Here is a 15969-nt window from a genome sequence, read left to right on the forward strand (position 1 = left end):
ACCGCTCAGCGGCGGAAGCCCAGCAGCCCGTGCAGTCGGCTGCCCTTGCTGTTGTCCACCGACTGGGCCGCCGCCTTCTCGGCCGGCAGCGGCTTCGGTTCCGGGAGGGCGGCGCAGACCGCGTCCGCCTCGCCCCGGCCGCGCGGGACGGTGCCGTCGGTGAGGTACGCCGCCAGGTGCTCGTCCAGGCAGTCGTTGCCGCTCAGCGTGATGCCGTGGTTGCCGCCGCCCTCCTCCACCACGAGGCTGGAGCCCTTGAGCTTGCGGTGCATGCTGACCGCACCGCCGTACGGGGTCGCCGCGTCGTCCGTGGCCTGGAGGATGAGCGCCGGGGGCAGCTGACGGTTGTTCACCGGGACCGGCTCCAGCGGCCCCACCGGCCAGCTCGCGCACGGCGCGTTGTACCAGGTGTTGTTCCAGGTCATGAACGGCGCCTTCCGGTGGATCCGGCGGCTGTCGTTGCGCCAGGTGCTCCAGTGCTCGGGCCAGCCGGCGTCGCGGCACTGGACGGCCGTGTAGACCGAGTAGCCGTTCTCGCCGCTCGCGTCCACCGCGCCGAAGTTCTCGTACACCTCGACCAGCGCCTCGGCGTCCCCCCTCTTCGCGTACGCGGCGAACGCCTCGGCGAGGTAGGGCCAGTAGCCGTTGTAGTACCCGCCGGGGATGAAGGCGTCCTCCAGCTCACTCGCGCCCACCGTGCCGCCCGCCGGCTCCCGCGCCACGTCCGCCCGCATCCGGTACCAGGCGGCCTCGACCTCGGCCGGGTCGCTGCCCAGGCCGTACGCGGCGTCGTGCTTCGCGACCCAGGCGGCGAACGCCTTGTGGCGGTCGTCGAACGCGTGGTTCTGGCCGAGGTTGCCCTCGTACCAGACGTCGTCCGGGTCGACGACCGAGTCCAGGACCAGACGGCGCACGCGCTCCGGGTACAGCTTGGCGTAGACCGCGCCGAGGTAGGTGCCGTAGGAGTAGCCGAAGTAGTTGATCTGCCGGGAGCCGAGCGCCCTGCGGATCACGTCGAGGTCCTTGGCGGCGCTGACCGTGTCCATGTACGGCAGCACGTCGCCGTGCTTCTCGCCGCAGGCCCGCGCGAAGGACTCCGCCCGGTCGCGGTTGATCCGCTCCGAGCGGGCGGAGTCCGGCACCGTGTCGGGGCGCACCGGATCGAAGTGCCCCGGCAGGCAGTTCAGCGCCGGGGTGCTCCTGCCGACCCCGCGCGGGTCAAAACCGATCACGTCGTACTGGGCCGCGACCTTCTTCGGCAGCGAGGACGCCACGAACCCGGCCATCGACAGGCCGCTGCCGCCGGGGCCGCCCGGGTTGACCAGCAGCGGTCCCTGGAAGGTCTTCGCGGTGTGCGGGACGCGGGACAGGGCGAGCGTGATCTGACGGCCCGACGGGCGGCGGTGGTCCAGCGGGGCCTTGACCTTCGCGCACTGGAGCGTCGGATAGCTGTCGGTGGGACAGTCCGTCCACTGCGGCTTCGGCGCGGGCGGCGTGCTCGCCGCGGTGGCGGCGGCCGGCGCGGGCGCGGCGGTCAGCAGACCGGCGACGGTCGCGCCGACGGCGACCAGGATTCCTGCACGTTTCGTCATGGAGACTCCCGGGGTGACGGGACGCGGCGCCGGATCGCCGGTCCCCGCCGCATGCTCCCCGAATACCCGTGCGGAAGGGCCTGTTCCGCGCGGAGTCGCCCCGTACGGTCACGCCATCGGCCCTGCGGGCGGTCGCCCGGGCTCCGCCGCGGACCTCACAGCAGGGTCAGCTGGGTGGGGCCCGGTTCGGGTGTGTCGGCCGACGCGGGAGCCGGGCCGATCCGCCGGGCCTCGCCCCGGTGCGCCGGGCCGATCCCGAACTCGTCCGCCAGCTCGTGCACCTGACGCGTGATCCGGCGCTGGTACCAGGTGGGGGCGTACGCCCCGTCCGCGTACATCCGCTCGTAGCGCTCCACCAGCTGCGGATGGTGTTGCCCCAGCCAGTGCAGGTACCACTCGCGCGCGCCGGGGCGCAGATGCAGCACCAGCGGGGTCACCGAGGCCGCCCCCGCCTCCGCGATGGCGGCGACGGTGGCGCGCAGCTGCTCCGGGCGGTCGCCCAGGAAGGGGATGACCGGGGCCATCAGGACCGAGCAGCCGATCCCCGCGTCGGTGAGCGCGCGCACCACGTCCAGCCGGCGTTCGGGGGAGGGGGTGCCCGGTTCGACCGTCCGCCACAGCTCCCGGTCGGTGAAGCCCACGGAGACCGAGACACCTACCTCGGCGACCTCCGCGGCCTGCCGCAGCAGCTCCAGGTCCCGCAGGATCAGCGTGCCCTTGGTGAGGACGGAGAAGGGGTTCGCCCGGTCGCGCAGGGCGGCGATGATGCCCGGCATGAGCCGGTATCTACCCTCCGCCCTTTGGTAACAGTCGACGTTCGTGCCCATGGCGACGTGCTCGCCCCGCCAGTGCCGGGAGGCCAGCTCCCGCTGGAGCAGTTCGGCGGCGTTGACCTTGACGACGATCTGGGAGTCGAAGCCGATGCCGGTGTCCAGGTCCAGGTAGCTGTGGGTCTTGCGGGCGAAGCAGTACACACAGGCGTGCGTACAGCCCCGGTACGGGTTCACCGTCCATTCGAACGGCATCCGCGAGGCGCCGGGCACCCGGTTCAGGATCGAACGGGCCCGGATCTCGTGGAAGGTGATGCCCCGGAATTCCGGGGTGTCGAACGTGCGCGTGGTCACCGCGTCCGCGGCGAAGAGCGCGCTGTTCCCGGCCGTCGAGTTCTTCTCGACCAGATTGTCCCAGCGCATGGACGCCTCCTCGGTAGCACTCACCGCAGAATAGAACACTTGTTCCCTTGATCGTGCGAGGCGCTGCCCACGGCGCCCCACGACTACCGTGTCGCCCTGGTAGACCCGCTGTATCCGACCGACCGGGAGGTCCCGACCATGGCCAGCAAGTTCACCGAGCTCGCGATCGACTGCGCGGATCCCGTCGGCCTCGCCCGGTTCTGGTGCTCGGTCCTCGACTACGAGGCGCGGGACGGGGACGCGGAGGAAGGCGTCGTCACCATCGGCCCGCCCGCTCCGCGTGAGGGAGCGGACCGCCCCGGCCCCGTGCCGCCGGTGCTGACCTTCGCGCGGGTGCCCGAGGGCAAGAGCGCCAAGAACCGGCTCCACATCGACGTCAGTCCCAACGACCGGGAACAGGACGACGAGGTCCGCCGGCTGATCGGCCTGGGCGCTCGCCGCGCCGACGTCGGCCAGGGCGACGCGAGCTGGGTCGTGCTCGCCGACCCGGAGGGCAACGAGTTCTGCGTCCTCGGGGACCGCCGCCCCTGACCCCGGACGGCCCCGATTTTGAGCGGCTGCGCCCGAGGTGGTTGGCTCAGCTCACCCACCGAACAACCGACTGCTGGAGGAACAGCCATGGCGCAGGTCGAGGCCACGACGGAGCGGATCATCGCGGCGGACGCAGAGGCGGTGTTCGACGCGCTGGCCGACTACAAGGACGTCCGGGGCAAGGTGTTGACCGGGCACTTCAGTGAGTACGAGGTCCGGGAGGGCGGCGACGGCGAGGGCAGCCTCGTGCACTGGAAGCTCCAGGCGACCAGCAAGCGCGTCCGCGACTGCCTGCTGGAGGTCACCGAGCCGACGGACGGGCAGCTCGTCGAGAAGGACCGCAACTCCTCCATGGTCACCACGTGGACCGTCACCCCGGCCGGTGAGGGGAAGTCCAAGGCCGTCGTGACCACGGTCTGGGACGGCGCGGGCGGCATCGGCGGGTTCTTCGAGCGGACCTTCGCGCCCAAGGGTCTCGGCCGGATCTACGACGAGCTGCTCCAGAACCTCGCCACCGAGGTCGAGAAGTAGAACCGGCCGGCAGGGGGTGTTCCGACTCCCCTCGCCGCACCGGAGGCCGGACGGGGTCCGGCCTCCGCGGGACGTTCAGCCTCACCGGAACGGGTGGTTTTCCGGTGAGGCCGGTTGTGCGCCGTAGCACCTCCCACCGGCGCATAAGCCCTCCGTGCGCGCCGCGTACGCCCCTCGACACGTTTGCCCTGCCTTACCGCGCGATGCGAGAAATGGGCGGCGCAGGTGCGACGAGGGGAGCGTTACGTGGTGGGTGGTATCACGCTGGTGAAGGACGAGCCGGACGGCCCGGGACCGGATGGCCCGGGACCGGATGGCCCGGTGCCGCAGGACGGCACGGCGGCCACGGTCGAACTTCCCGCCGCACCGCCCCCGCCACCCCCTCCGGCGGGGCCCGGCCCGGACGCGGCGGAGATCAGCCCCCGCAAGGTCCGCATGGTCTTCCTCGGGCTGATGCTCACCCTGCTGCTCGCGGCGCTCGACCAGATGATCGTCGCCACCGCCCTGCCCAGAATCGTCGGTGAGCTGCACGGCCTGGAGAAGATGTCCTGGGCCGTCACCGCCTACCTCCTCGCCTCCACCATCGTCCTGCCGCTCTACGGCAAGCTCGGCGACCTCTTCGGCCGCAAGGGCGTCTTCCAGTTCGCCATCGTGGTCTTCATCATCGGCTCCGCCCTGGCGGGCTGGTCGCGCACCATGGACGAGCTGATCGCCTTCCGCGCCCTCCAGGGCATCGGCGGCGGCGGCCTCATGATCGGCGTCCAGGCGATCATCGCGGACATCGTCCCGGCCCGGGAGCGCGGCCGCTACATGGGCCTCATCGGCGCGGTCTTCGGTCTCGCCTCGGTCGCCGGCCCGCTGCTGGGCGGGTTCTTCACCGACCACGTCTCCTGGCGCTGGTGCTTCTACATCAACGTCCCCTTCGGCCTGGTCACCCTGGCCGTCATCGCCGTCGTCCTCAAGCTGCCCAAACCCGCCGTCCGGCCCCGGCTCGACGTCCTGGGCGCGGTGCTCCTGGCCGTCGCCTCCACCTGTCTGGTGCTGGTCACCAGTTGGGGCGGCACCGAGTACGCCTGGGGCTCGCGCACCATCCTGGGGCTCGCCGCCGGCGCGGTCGTCACGACGGCGCTCTTCGTCGCCGCCGAACACCGGGCCGCAGAACCGATCATTCCGCTGCGGCTGTTCCGCGACTCCGTCTTCAACGTCACCGGTCTGGTCGGCGCGGTCGTCGGCGTCGCGCTGTTCGGGGCGGCCAGCTACCTCCCGACCTACCTGCAGATGGTCGACGGGGTCAGCGCCACCGAGTCCGGGCTGCTGATGCTCCCGATGATGATGGGCATCGTCGGCGGTTCCATCGTCTCCGGCCAGCTCATCACCCGCACCGGCCGTTACCGGATCTACCCGATCGTCGGCAGCGCCGTCTCGGTGGTCGGCATGGGGCTGCTGTCCCTGCTGGAGGCGGACACCTCCCCCCTGGCGTACAGCTTCTACCAGGCCGTCCTCGGCACCGGCATCGGACTGGTCATGTCCGTCCTCGTCCTCGCCGTGCAGAACTCCGTACGCCCCTCGGACCTCGGCACCGCGACCAGTGCCAACAACTACTTCCGCCAGATCGGTGGCAGCGTCGGGGCTGCGATCTTCGGCACGCTGTTCGCCGGGCGGCTCTCCGACGCGCTCGGGGCGCGCCTGCCCGCCGGTGCGGAGCTGCCCGACCCCGAGTCGATCACCCCGCAGATCGTCCACGCGATGGAGCCCGCGCTGCGCGACGCCTACATCCAGGCGTACGTCGACGCGATGCCGCGCATCTTCCTGTACCTCGTGCCGGTGCTCGTGCTCGGCCTGATCCTCGCCTTCTGCCTCAAGGAGAAACCGCTGGTGTCCCACCACAGCCCCGAAGCCGCCGCCGAGGCCATGACCTCCCCGATTCCCGCCGCCCGCGCCGACTCGGGCCGGCCCGCCTCCGGTTACCTCTCCGGCGTCCCGGTCCACGGGAGTGTCCAGCACCCCGACGGCACCACCGTCCCCCGCGCCGCCCTCACCCTCATCGACGTCCAGGGGCGGCAGATCGGGCGCGGGGCCAGCGGCGAGGACGGGCGGTACGCGCTGAGCGTCCCCGGCGCCGGCTCCTACGTCCTGATCGCCGCCGCGGGCGGACACCAGCCGCAGGCCGTCAGCGTCACCGTGGGCGAGCGTCCCGTCGAGCTGGACGTGGTGCTCGGCGGCGCCGGGCGCCTCGCCGGATCCGTCCTCACCCCCGACGGGGCCCCCGTACGCGACGCCGCCGTCACCCTGACCGACGTACGCGGCGAGGTCGTCGCCTCCACCCGCACCGGTCACGAGGGCTGCTACGTCATCGGCGAACTGGTCGCCGGCGAGTACACCCTCGCGGCCAGCGCCCCCGCCTTCCGCCCGGCCGCCCTCCCGGTCAGCGTGCAGGCCGCCCGGGAGACCCGGCAGGACATCGAGCTGGCGGGCGGGGCCGTCCTGCGCGGCACCGTCCGGGCCACCGGCGGACGCCCCGTCGAGGACGCCCGGGTCACCCTGCTCGACGCGGCGGGCAACGTGGTGGACACCCTCACCACCGGACCGGACGGATCGTTCCGGTTCGTCGACCTGTCGTCCGGCGAGTACACCGTGATCGCCGCCGGATACCCTCCGGTCGCCACCGTCCTCCAGGTCGCGGGCGGCGGCCGCACCGAACGCGATCTCCAACTCGGCCACGAGGACTGAGACGTACGGGACCGAGACGTACGGGACCGGGGCGTACGGGAAGGGGCGTACGGGACCGGGACGTGCGGGAAGGGGCGTACGGGATCGGGACGTACGGGAACGGGACGGGCGCCGGAGCCGGTCCGGTGCGGCTCCGGGGGCTCAGCGCACCGCCGGCCCTGCGGGAGCCGGCCCCGGCTCCCGCAGCGGGTCCTCCCGCACCAGCCGCAGCAGCGCCCGGGCCCCCGGGCTCAGGCCCCGCGCCGCCGGAAGCACCACCACGCTCTCGTACACCGGCCGGCGGGCGCCCGTCAGCTCCACGGTGACCAGCCGGGACGCCTCCGGCTTGCGGGAGAAGTGGTGCGGCACCACCGCGATCCCCAGCCCCTCCTGCACCAGCTCCAGCAGGCTGTGCACGTCGTTGACCTCCAGACCCACCGTCCGGCGCACCCCCGCCGCCGCGAACGCCTCGTCGGCGGCCCGCCGGGGACCCCAGTCCGGATGGAAGTCGATGAACGACGACCCCGACAGCTCCTCCCACCCCACCTCCGGCCGCCCGGCGAACGCGTGCCCCGCCGCGCACAGCAGCACCATCGGCTCCCGGGCCAGCGGCACCAGCTCCCCGCGCCACTCCGCCGGGCTCACCGTCGCGGCGAACGCCAGGTCGAGGCGCCCGCCGGCCACGCCGTCCAGCAGGCTGCTGGTGCCCTCCTGCCGCAGCCTCAGCTCCAGTTGCGGATGTTCCCGGTGGAACGCCGCCAGCAGCCGCGCCGGGCTCACTCCCGCCACGCACTGCTCGACCCCGACCGTCAGCGTCCCGCGCAGCAGCCCCCGTACGGCGTCGACCGCGTCCCGCGCCGCCCGCGCGCCCGCCAGCGTGCGCTCCGCCTCCACCAGCAGCGCCCGCCCGGCCTCGGTGAGCCGGACCGTGCGCGTGGTGCGGCTGAACAAGGGGGTCCGCAGCTCCTGCTCCAGCGCCCGTACGGAGGCGGAGAGCCCGGACTGCGACACGGCGAGGCGCTCGGCGGCGCGGGTGAAGTGCCGCTCCTCGGCGACGGCGACGAAATGCTCCAGCTGACGCAGTTCCATGATTGAGCAATCTAGGCGATGAATGCGAGCGGAATCTCCTGTTGGACTGCTGGATCCATCTGCGGAAGCCTGGGCCGGGTGCGCGCCGGTCCCGACGCGCCACCCCGTGCCCCACCCCCGTACCCCTCCCGCGGAGCCCATATGTACCTTCCGTCCCCCGACCGCTACTCCGCCATGCCCTACCGGCGCACCGGACGCAGCGGTCTGAAGCTGCCCGTTCTCTCCCTCGGCCTCTGGCACAACTTCGGAGGCGACCGGACGCCCGAGACGCAGGGCGCCATCCTGCGCCGCGCCTTCGACCTCGGCATCACCCACTTCGACCTGGCCAACAACTACGGCCCGCCGCCCGGCTCCGCCGAACTCACCCTGGGCCGGGCCCTGGCGACCGACTTCGCCCGTCTGCGCGACGAGATCGTCATCTCCACCAAGGCCGGCTACCACATGTGGGACGGGCCGTACGGGGAGTGGGGCTCGCGGAAGTACCTGCGCTCCTCGCTCGACCAGAGCCTGCAGCGCCTGGGTGTCGAGTACGTCGACATCTTCTACTCCCACCGGCCGGACCCCGAGACCCCCCTCGAAGAGACGATGGGCGCGCTCGACTCCGCCGTACGGCAGGGCAAGGCGCTGTACGTCGGTCTGTCCAACTACTCCGCCGCGCAGACCCGCGAGGCCGCCGCGATCCTCCAGGACCTCGGAACCCCGCTCCTCATCCACCAGCCCCGCTACTCGATGCTCGACCGCCGGATCGAGGACGACGGGCTGCCGGACGTCCTCGACGAGCTGGGCGCCGGATCCATCGCGTACTCGCCGCTGGAACAGGGGATTCTGACCGACCGCTATCTGAACGGCATTCCGGCCGGGTCCCGGGCGGCGGGCGCCAGCCCCTTCCTGAGCGCCGAGGCCGTCACCCCGCAGCTGGTGGAGCGGCTGCGCGCGCTGGACGCGCTGGCGAAGGAGCGCGGCCAGTCGCTCGCGCAGCTGGCCCTGGCGTGGGTGCTGCGCGGCGGCCGGCTCACCTCCGCCGTCGTCGGCGCGAGCAGCGTCGCCCAGCTGGAGGACAGCGTCGAGGCCGCCCGGAACCTGGACTTCACCGAGGACGAGCTGTCCCGGATCGAGGAGCTGCTGCGGGACACGAAGACGGGCTGACGACGCCAGGCGCGTGAGGGCGGTACGGCCGGAGAGGGCCGTACCGCCGGCGAGGCCGGCAGGACGTGCGCGGTGCGGACGGCGCCGCTCAGCCGAAGACCCAGAGGGGTGTGCTTCTGCGTCCAGTAGTCCACGAACTCGTCGTGGGAGAGGTCGGCCCCGGCTGCTCAGGCTGTGGCCACGGTGGGCCCGGCATGCGGGGGCGCCGTTCTGACCGCGATCAGGGCGACGTCGTCCGAGCCGCCTCCGGCCATGCCTTCCAGGATCTCGTCGCAGAACGTCGTGAGCGGCTCGCGGGCCAGGGCCGCCGCGTGCTGCCGCAGGCGCGCCAGACCCCGGCCCAGGTCCTCCTCGCGCCGCTCGACGAGGCCGTCCGTGTACAGCAGCACGGTCGAGTCGGGCGGCAGGGTGTCGGTCTCGGCGGGGCGATGGACCTCGGGCTCCACCCCGAGCATGACGCTGCGGCCACCGGTGAGGAAGCGGGTCTCCCCGTCGTGGGTCACGAGCAAAGGGGCGGGATGGCCCGCGACCGCGTAGTGCAGCAGCCACGGCTCGTCCGCGCTCATCCGTTCGATCAGTGCGTAGATGCAGGTCAGCGTCTGCTGCGGATAGAGGATGTGATGGGCCGCGTCCAGCCGGGCGAGGATCTTGCCGGGCGGTTCCTTGCGGTCGCAGGCGATGCCGCGCAGCATGTTGCGGGTCTGGCTCATCATGACCGCGGCCCGCAGGTCATGTCCCGCGATGTCACCGATGATCAGTGTCATCGCCCCGTCCGGCAGCACGAAGGCGTCGTACCAGTCGCCGCCGACGCGCGCCGTGGTGCTCGCGGGCTGGTAGCGGGCGGCCACTTCGAGCGGCCCGTCCGTGGGCAGCTCGGGCAGCAGGGAGCGCTGCAACCGCTCGGCCGTGTGCTGGGCCTCGGCGTGCAGGCGCGCGTTGTCGACGGCCAGCGCCACGCGGTGGGCGAGGTCCTCGACGAGGGAGAGGGTGTCCTCGGTCAGCCGGGCTTCCCTGCGGGTGCGGGCCAGGGTCAGCACGCCGAACACCTGCCGCCGGGCTCTCAGCGGGGCGACGACCGCCGTGTCGGCCGCGAGCCGCTCGAAAAGTTGCTTCTCCCGGAGGCACAGGGGGTCGTCCTCGCCCTTCGGCGGGGGAAAGTCCGTGAGGAGTACGGGACCCACACCGAGTAGCGCCCGGGCGACCGAGGCCGCCGACCCTTCCGCCGGAGGCAGCAGTCCCTCGTCCAGGCCCGGGGACGTCACATCGGCGTCCCGGTGCTCGACGACGATCCTGCGCAGCCGTCCGTGGTCGTCCACCAGGTCCACCGCGCACCAGTCGGCGAGACCGGGGACGAGTGTGCGGCAGAGTCGACGGAGCCCCTGGTCCACTTCGAGCGTGCTGGAAAGGGCCTCTGCCGCGTTGATGAGCAGCGTGAGCCGGTCCAGGGCGTGCTGGACCTCCTCGTCGACCTCGAAGCGGTCCGAGCGGTCCGAGCGGTCCGAGCCGTCCGTGTCCCGTTCCGTGCCGGGCCCGTGGTGAGGCGGGGCACCCGCGTCGTCCTGCATCGCGCACATACTGGATTCCTCGCCTTTCTCGCACGTGACGCCGGGGACGTGAGTCGTCAGGCCTCTTCCAGTCTTCAGTACGCGGGGGCTACGGGCATGCGGGCCGGTCCTCGGTACGCGGGAGCGACGACGTGAGCGCCGGCGGCGTACCGGCAGGACCGCTGGAGGGACCTTCGGCGGACTGGACCTCTGACGGGCCGCCCCTCCCTGGCCCGCGCCGCTCACGGCGCGTACGGTGTGGCGGCATGAAGATCCTCATCAGCGCGGACATGGAAGGCGCCACCGGAGTGACCTGGCCGGCCGACGTGCTGCCGGGGACGCCGCAGTGGGAGCGCTGCCGGTCGATGTTCACCTCCGACGTGAACGCGGCCGCGCTCGGCTTCTACGACGGCGGCGCCGACGAGGTCCTGGTCAACGAGGCCCACTGGTCGATGCGCAACCTGCTGCTGGAGCACATGGACGAACGCGTCCAGATGCTCACCGGCAAACACAAGTCCCTGTCCATGGTCGAGGGCATCCAGCACGGCGACGTGGACGCGGTGGCCTTCGTCGGCTACCACACCGGAGCCGGCACGGAGGGCGTCCTCGCCCACACCTACCTCGCCAACTCCATCACCGGCGTCTGGCTCAACGATGTCCGCGCGAGCGAGGGGCTGCTCAACGCGCACGTCGCCGCCGAGTACGGCGTGCCCGTCGTCCTCGTCACCGGCGACGACCTGACCTGCGTGGACGCCGAGGGATACGCCCCCGACGCCCGGAAGGTCGCCGTCAAGGACCACGTCTCCCGTTACGCCGCCGTGTGCCGCACCCCCGCCCGTACCGCCGCCGACATCAGGGCGGCGGCGAAGACGGCCACCGAGCTGGCGGGGCGACGGGATCCCGTCACCGGGAAGACGTTCACCATCGAGCTGGAGTTCGACGCCGAACATCTGGCAGCCGCGGCGACCGTGGTCCCCGGCGTGGCGCCGAGCGGGGAGAGGCGCGTCGCGTACACCAGCGCGACGATGTACGAAGGAATTCGCACGTTCAAGGCGGTGACGACGATCGTGTCGGCCGCTGTGGAGGAACAGTATGGCTGACGCCCCCGACCTGCTCGGACCCGTTGACCGGCAGGCGCTCGACGAGGTGGTGACGTTCACCTCCGAACTCATCCGCATCGACACCACCAACCGGGGCGGCGGCGACTGCCGGGAGCGGCCGGCCGCCGAGTACGTCGCCCAGCGGCTCTCCGACGCCGGGATCGAGCCGACGCTGCTGGAGCGGACCCCCGGCCGGACCAACGTGGTCGCCCGGATCCCCGGCACCGACCCGTCGGCCGACGCGCTGCTCGTCCACGGCCACCTGGACGTGGTGCCCGCCGAGCCCGCGGACTGGAGCGTGCACCCCTTCTCGGGCGAGGTGAGCGACGGGGTCGTGTGGGGGAGGGGCGCCGTCGACATGAAGAACATGGACGCGATGGTCCTCTCCGTCGTACGCGGCTGGGCCCGCGAGGGCTTCCGCCCCCGGCGCGACATCGTCATCGCGTACACCGCCGACGAGGAGGACAGCGCCGCCGACGGCTCCGGCTTCCTCGCCGATCAGCACCCGGAGCTGTTCGAGGGCTGCACGGAGGGCATCAGCGAGTCGGGGGCCTTCACCTTCCACGCGGGCCCCGGTCTCTCGCTGTACCCGATCGCCGCGGGCGAGCGCGGCACCGGCTGGCTGAAGCTGACCGCCGAGGGCAGGGCCGGGCACGGCTCCAAGGTCAACCGGGAGAACGCGGTGAGCACCCTGGCCGCCGCCGTCGCCCGGATCGGCGAGCACGAGTGGCCCATCCGCCTCACCCCGACCGTCCGCGCCGCGATCACCGAGATCGCCGCCCTGCACGGCATCACCGCCGACCTGGACGACCCCGGCTTCGACGTCGCCCAACTCCTCGGCAAGCTCGGCCCGGCCGCGTCCCTGGTCGAGAACACCGTCCGCAACAGCAGCAACCCGACGATGCTGGACGCCGGTTACAAGGTCAACGTCATCCCCGGCCACGCCGCCGCCTTCATCGACGGACGCATGGTCCCCGGCGGCGACGACGAGTTCCACGCGACCCTGGACCGGCTCACCGGCCCCTCGGTCTCCTGGGAGTTCTACCACCGCGAGACGGCCCTTCAGGCCCCCGTGGACTCCCCGACGTACGCCAAACTGCGCGCCGCCGTCGAGCGGTTCGACCCGGACGCGCACACCGTCCCGTACTGCATGTCGGGCGGCACCGACGCCAAGCAGTTCTCCCGCCTCGGCATCACCGGCTACGGCTTCACCCCGCTGAAGCTGCCCGTCGGCTTCGACTACCAGCGGCTCTTCCATGGCGTCGACGAGCGCGTCCCCGTCGACGCCCTCCACTTCGGCGTCCGCGTGCTCGACCACTACCTGCGTACCGCCTGACCGCCTGCCGACCCGATCCGCGCCCCGGGGGGACCGACCTACGTGAACACCGTGCCAGCAGCCCCGTACGGAACCTGGCCGTCGCCGGTCGACGCGGCACTCGCCGCCTCGCACGACGGCCGCCCCGACCACCTCGGCACCATCGGGGACGAGGTGTGGTGGACCGAGCCGCGCCCCGCCGAGGACGGCCGGCGCGCCCTGATGCGCCGCCGCGCCGACGGCGCCACCGCCCCCGTGCTGCCCGCCCCCTGGAACACCCGCAGCCGGGTGATCGAGTACGGCGGACAGCCCTGGACGGGCACCCTGCGCGAGGACGGCGAACTCCTCGTGGTGTTCGTCCACTTCACCGACCAGCGGCTGTACGCCTACGCCCCCGACGGGCCCGACGGGCCGTGGCCGCTCACCCCCGTCTCGGACGTCGGCGGCGGGCTGCGCTGGGTGGACCCGCAGGTGCGCCCGGAGCACGGGGCGGCGGGCGAGGTCTGGTGCGTGCTGGAGGAGTTCACCGGGCCCGCGCCGACCGACGTACGGCGCGTCGTCGCCGCCGTACCGCTCGACGGCTCGGCGGCCGACGAGCGGGCGGCGGTCCGTGAACTCTCCGACGACCGGCACCGGTTCGTCACCGGCCCCAAGGTCTCCCACGACGGGCGGCGGGCGGCCTGGATCGCCTGGGACCACCCCCGGATGCCGTGGGACGGCACGGCGGTCATGCTGGCGGACATCGACGACACGGGCGGGTTCACCGGCGTACGGCCTCTCGTCGGCGACCACGACGAATCGGTCTGCCAGGTGGAGTGGGACCGCGACGGCAGCCTCCTGTTCGTCTCCGACCTCGCCGACTGGTGGGAGCTCCAGCGCATCCGCCCCGACGCGCCTCCCGGCGGCGCGGTCCCCAGCAGCCGCCTCCTGCCGCCCCGGGGCGAGGAGTTCGGCGGAGCCCTCTGGAAGATCGGGCTGCGCTGGTTCCATCCGCTGGACAACGGACTGATCGCCGTCCTGCACGGCAGGGGCGGCATGCGGCTCGGCATCCTCGACCCGGAGACCGGCGAACTCGCCGACGTGCCGGGCCCCTGGACCTCCTGGGCCGACACGCTCGCCGTCCACGGCAGCCGGGTCGTCGGCGTCGCGGCGAGCCCCCGCAGCGGCCCCGAGATCGTCGAGCTGGACACCGCGACCGGGCACACCCGCGTCATCGGCGCACCCCACCGGGACGCGGTCGACCCCGCGTACTACCCGGTGCCCGAGGACCGCACCTTCACCGGCCCCGACGGCCGCGAGATCCACGCCCACCTCTACCCGCCCCGCAGCCCCGACCGCACCGGCCCCGAGGGCGAGAAGCCCCCGTACGTCGTCTGGGCGCACGGCGGGCCCACCGGCCACGCCCCGCTCGTCCTCGACCTGGAGATCGCCTACTTCACCTCGCGCGGCATCGGGGTGGCCGAGGTCAACTACGGCGGCTCCACCGGCTACGGCCGCGGCTACCGCGAACTCCTGCGCGGCCAGTGGGGCGTGGTCGACGTGGCCGACTGCGCGGCCGTCGCCTCGGCCCTCGTCGAGGAGGGCGCCGCCCACCCGGACAAGCTCGCCATCCGGGGCGGCAGCGCGGGCGGCTGGACCACCGCCGCATCGCTGACCAGCACCGACATCTACGCCTGCGGGACGATCCTCTACCCGGTCCTGGATCTCGAAGGGTGGGCCACGGACGGGACCCACGACTTCGAGTCGCAGTACCTGGAATCCCTCGTCGGCCCGTTCGCCGAGGTGCCCGAGCGTTACCGGGAGCGCTCGCCGCTCCACCGTGCCGACCGGCTGAACACCCCCTTCCTGCTGCTCCAGGGCCTGGACGACGTCATCTGCCCGCCCGCTCAGAGCGAGCGGTTCCTCGCCGCCCTCGCCGGCCGGGGCGTCGCCCACGCCTACATCGCCTTCGAGGGGGAGAGTCACGGCTTCCGGCGCGTGGAGACCCTGGTCCGCGCGCTGGAGGCCGAACTCTCCCTCTACGCGCAGACGTTCGGTATCGACCGTCCCGACGTGCCGCCTCTGGAGCTGACCACGTGACCCGTGCTGACCACGGCCCGGCGACGCCCCTCGCCCGGCCTCCCCGGCTGCGCCGCGGCTCCCGGGTCGCCGTCGTCGCGCCCAGCGGCCCCGTCCCCGCCGACCGGCTGGAGGAGGGGCTCGCCGTCCTGCGCGACTGGGGACTCGAACCCGTCGTCGGCGCCCATGTCCGCACCACGCACCCGGAGCTGGACTACCTCGCCGGGTCGGACGCGGGCCGTGCGGAGGACCTCGAACAGGCGTGGTGCGACCCCACCGTGGAGGCCGTGCTCTGCGCCCGGGGAGGGTACGGCGCCCACCGGATGGTCGACCTGGTCGACTGGGCGGCGGTCCGGGCCGCCGGGCCCAAGGTGTTCGTCGGCTACAGCGACATCACGGTGCTGCACGAGGCGTTCGCCCTGCGCGCCGGGTTCACGACCCTGCACGGGCCGATGATCGCCACCGATACGTTCCTCCAGGACGCGGCGACCCGCGAGCACCTGCGCGCCACGCTCTTCGCCCCGGAGACCGTCACCACTCTCGGCCTGGAGTCGGCCGGGGCCCTGGTCCCCGGCCGGGCGCGAGGCGTCCTGTACGGCGGTTGCGTCAGCCTGCTCGCCGCCGGGGCCGGCGCCCCGGGCGGCCGGGCCCAGGCCCGGGGCGGACTACTGGTGATCGAGGACACCGGGGAGGAGCCCTACCGGCTGGACGGCATCCTCACCCGGCTCCTGCGGTCCGGAGTCCTCGACGGAGTCGCCGGGGTGGCCTGCGGCTCCTGGCAGGAGTGCGGCCCGTACGAGAAGGTCCGCGCCGTGCTCGCCGACCGGCTCGGCCCGCTGGGCATACCCGTGGTCGAGGAGCTGGGCTTTGGCCATGGTCCGACCGCGCTGACGATCCCCCTGGGTGTTCTGGCGGTGCTCGACGCCCCGGCGGACGGCGGCCGTTGCACGCTGACCGTCGAGGCCCCCGCCCTGCGCTGAGCCCCTCGGCCCTTCCGCCGCTGTTCGCGCCCGCGCCGCCGTCCGCGCGGGCGCGCAGATGTGTGCGTCCTCCCGCGGAACGTGAACATCCGTCAAGAACCGCTGACCGACACGTTGACACGGCTATGAGCTGTGTCACAGCATGAGCGCGGCCCAATACTTACCGGCCGGTAAGTAGTCC

Annotated in this window: 12 protein-coding genes; 8 read left to right on the forward strand and 4 right to left on the reverse strand. The window is 72.8% G+C overall.

Annotation, left to right across the window (positions count from 1 at the left end; translation table 11 throughout):
• Positions 1–5: 5 nt before the first annotated feature.
• Positions 6–1592, reverse strand: a complete 1587-nt coding sequence (locus D581_RS0100200; RefSeq protein WP_018955202.1) for an alpha/beta hydrolase — start codon at positions 1590–1592, stop codon at positions 6–8.
• A 155-nt stretch (positions 1593–1747) separates the two neighbouring features.
• Entirely contained in the window at positions 1748–2785 is a 1038-nt protein-coding gene (locus D581_RS0100205; RefSeq protein WP_018955203.1) for an Rv2578c family radical SAM protein, read from the reverse strand.
• Between the two features lie 138 nt (positions 2786–2923).
• Between D581_RS0100205 and D581_RS0100210 the strand changes: the two genes are divergently transcribed.
• The 3 genes from D581_RS0100210 to D581_RS0100220 all read left to right on the forward strand — a co-directional run bounded on the left by D581_RS0100210 (position 2924) and on the right by D581_RS0100220 (position 6577).
• Complete coding sequence (locus tag D581_RS0100210; protein ID WP_018955204.1) at positions 2924–3316, forward strand: VOC family protein; 393 nt, start codon at positions 2924–2926, stop codon at positions 3314–3316.
• A gap of 87 nt (positions 3317–3403) precedes the next feature.
• The gene (locus D581_RS0100215; protein ID WP_018955205.1) at positions 3404–3847 is read left to right on the forward strand and encodes an SRPBCC family protein; all 444 of its coding nucleotides are present in this window, start codon (positions 3404–3406) and stop codon (positions 3845–3847) included.
• Between the two features lie 246 nt (positions 3848–4093).
• Positions 4094–6577, forward strand: coding sequence for an MFS transporter (locus D581_RS0100220; RefSeq protein WP_026290036.1), 2484 nt, complete (start codon positions 4094–4096; stop codon positions 6575–6577).
• Positions 6578–6718: 141 nt separating this feature from the next.
• On the opposite strand, the gene D581_RS0100225 is transcribed toward D581_RS0100220, so the two are convergent.
• On the reverse strand, positions 6719–7645 hold the full coding sequence (locus tag D581_RS0100225) for a LysR family transcriptional regulator (RefSeq protein ID WP_018955207.1): 927 nt from the start codon (positions 7643–7645) through the stop codon (positions 6719–6721).
• Between the two features lie 141 nt (positions 7646–7786).
• Here D581_RS0100225 and D581_RS0100230 point away from each other — a divergent pair, with 141 nt between their 5' ends.
• Complete coding sequence (locus D581_RS0100230) at positions 7787–8791, forward strand: aldo/keto reductase (RefSeq protein ID WP_018955208.1); 1005 nt, start codon at positions 7787–7789, stop codon at positions 8789–8791.
• Between the two features lie 167 nt (positions 8792–8958).
• Here D581_RS0100230 and D581_RS0100235 read toward each other — a convergent pair whose 3' ends face one another.
• On the reverse strand, positions 8959–10365 hold the full coding sequence (locus D581_RS0100235; protein ID WP_018955209.1) for a PP2C family protein-serine/threonine phosphatase: 1407 nt from the start codon (positions 10363–10365) through the stop codon (positions 8959–8961).
• 236 nt (positions 10366–10601) lie between these two features.
• Here D581_RS0100235 and D581_RS0100240 point away from each other — a divergent pair, with 236 nt between their 5' ends.
• From D581_RS0100240 to D581_RS0100255, 4 genes are read left to right on the forward strand one after another with little or no spacing between them, the layout of a single operon-like run.
• Positions 10602–11435, forward strand: coding sequence for a M55 family metallopeptidase (locus tag D581_RS0100240; RefSeq protein ID WP_018955210.1), 834 nt, complete (start codon positions 10602–10604; stop codon positions 11433–11435).
• Positions 11428–12771: a M20/M25/M40 family metallo-hydrolase gene (locus D581_RS0100245; RefSeq protein ID WP_018955211.1), complete on the forward strand. Its 1344-nt coding sequence runs from the start codon at positions 11428–11430 to the stop codon at positions 12769–12771. Before D581_RS0100240 ends, D581_RS0100245 begins: the two co-directional genes overlap by 8 nt.
• Before the next feature lie 42 nt (positions 12772–12813).
• Positions 12814–14829, forward strand: coding sequence for a S9 family peptidase (locus D581_RS0100250; protein WP_018955212.1), 2016 nt, complete (start codon positions 12814–12816; stop codon positions 14827–14829).
• Positions 14826–15788: an LD-carboxypeptidase gene (locus tag D581_RS0100255; RefSeq protein WP_018955213.1), complete on the forward strand. Its 963-nt coding sequence runs from the start codon at positions 14826–14828 to the stop codon at positions 15786–15788. The genes D581_RS0100250 and D581_RS0100255 overlap by 4 nt, the downstream gene beginning before the upstream one ends.
• Positions 15789–15969: the final 181 nt, after the last annotated feature.

Source organism: Streptomyces sp. CNB091 (assembly GCF_000377965.1).

Excerpts from the sequence above, each read along its gene's own strand:
- D581_RS0100230 (WP_018955208.1), top strand. The coding sequence starts at position 7,787 with ATGTACCTTCCGTCCCCCGACCGCTACTCCGCCATGCCCTACCGGCGC.
- D581_RS0100215 (WP_018955205.1), top strand. The coding sequence starts at position 3,404 with ATGGCGCAGGTCGAGGCCACGACGGAGCGGATCATCGCGGCGGACGCA.
- D581_RS0100245 (WP_018955211.1), top strand. The coding sequence starts at position 11,428 with ATGGCTGACGCCCCCGACCTGCTCGGACCCGTTGACCGGCAGGCGCTC.
- D581_RS0100200 (WP_018955202.1), bottom strand. The coding sequence starts at position 1,592 with ATGACGAAACGTGCAGGAATCCTGGTCGCCGTCGGCGCGACCGTCGCC.
- D581_RS0100205 (WP_018955203.1), bottom strand. The coding sequence starts at position 2,785 with ATGCGCTGGGACAATCTGGTCGAGAAGAACTCGACGGCCGGGAACAGC.
- D581_RS0100235 (WP_018955209.1), bottom strand. The coding sequence starts at position 10,365 with ATGTGCGCGATGCAGGACGACGCGGGTGCCCCGCCTCACCACGGGCCC.
- D581_RS0100210 (WP_018955204.1), top strand. The coding sequence starts at position 2,924 with ATGGCCAGCAAGTTCACCGAGCTCGCGATCGACTGCGCGGATCCCGTC.
- D581_RS0100240 (WP_018955210.1), top strand. The coding sequence starts at position 10,602 with ATGAAGATCCTCATCAGCGCGGACATGGAAGGCGCCACCGGAGTGACC.
- D581_RS0100225 (WP_018955207.1), bottom strand. The coding sequence starts at position 7,645 with ATGGAACTGCGTCAGCTGGAGCATTTCGTCGCCGTCGCCGAGGAGCGG.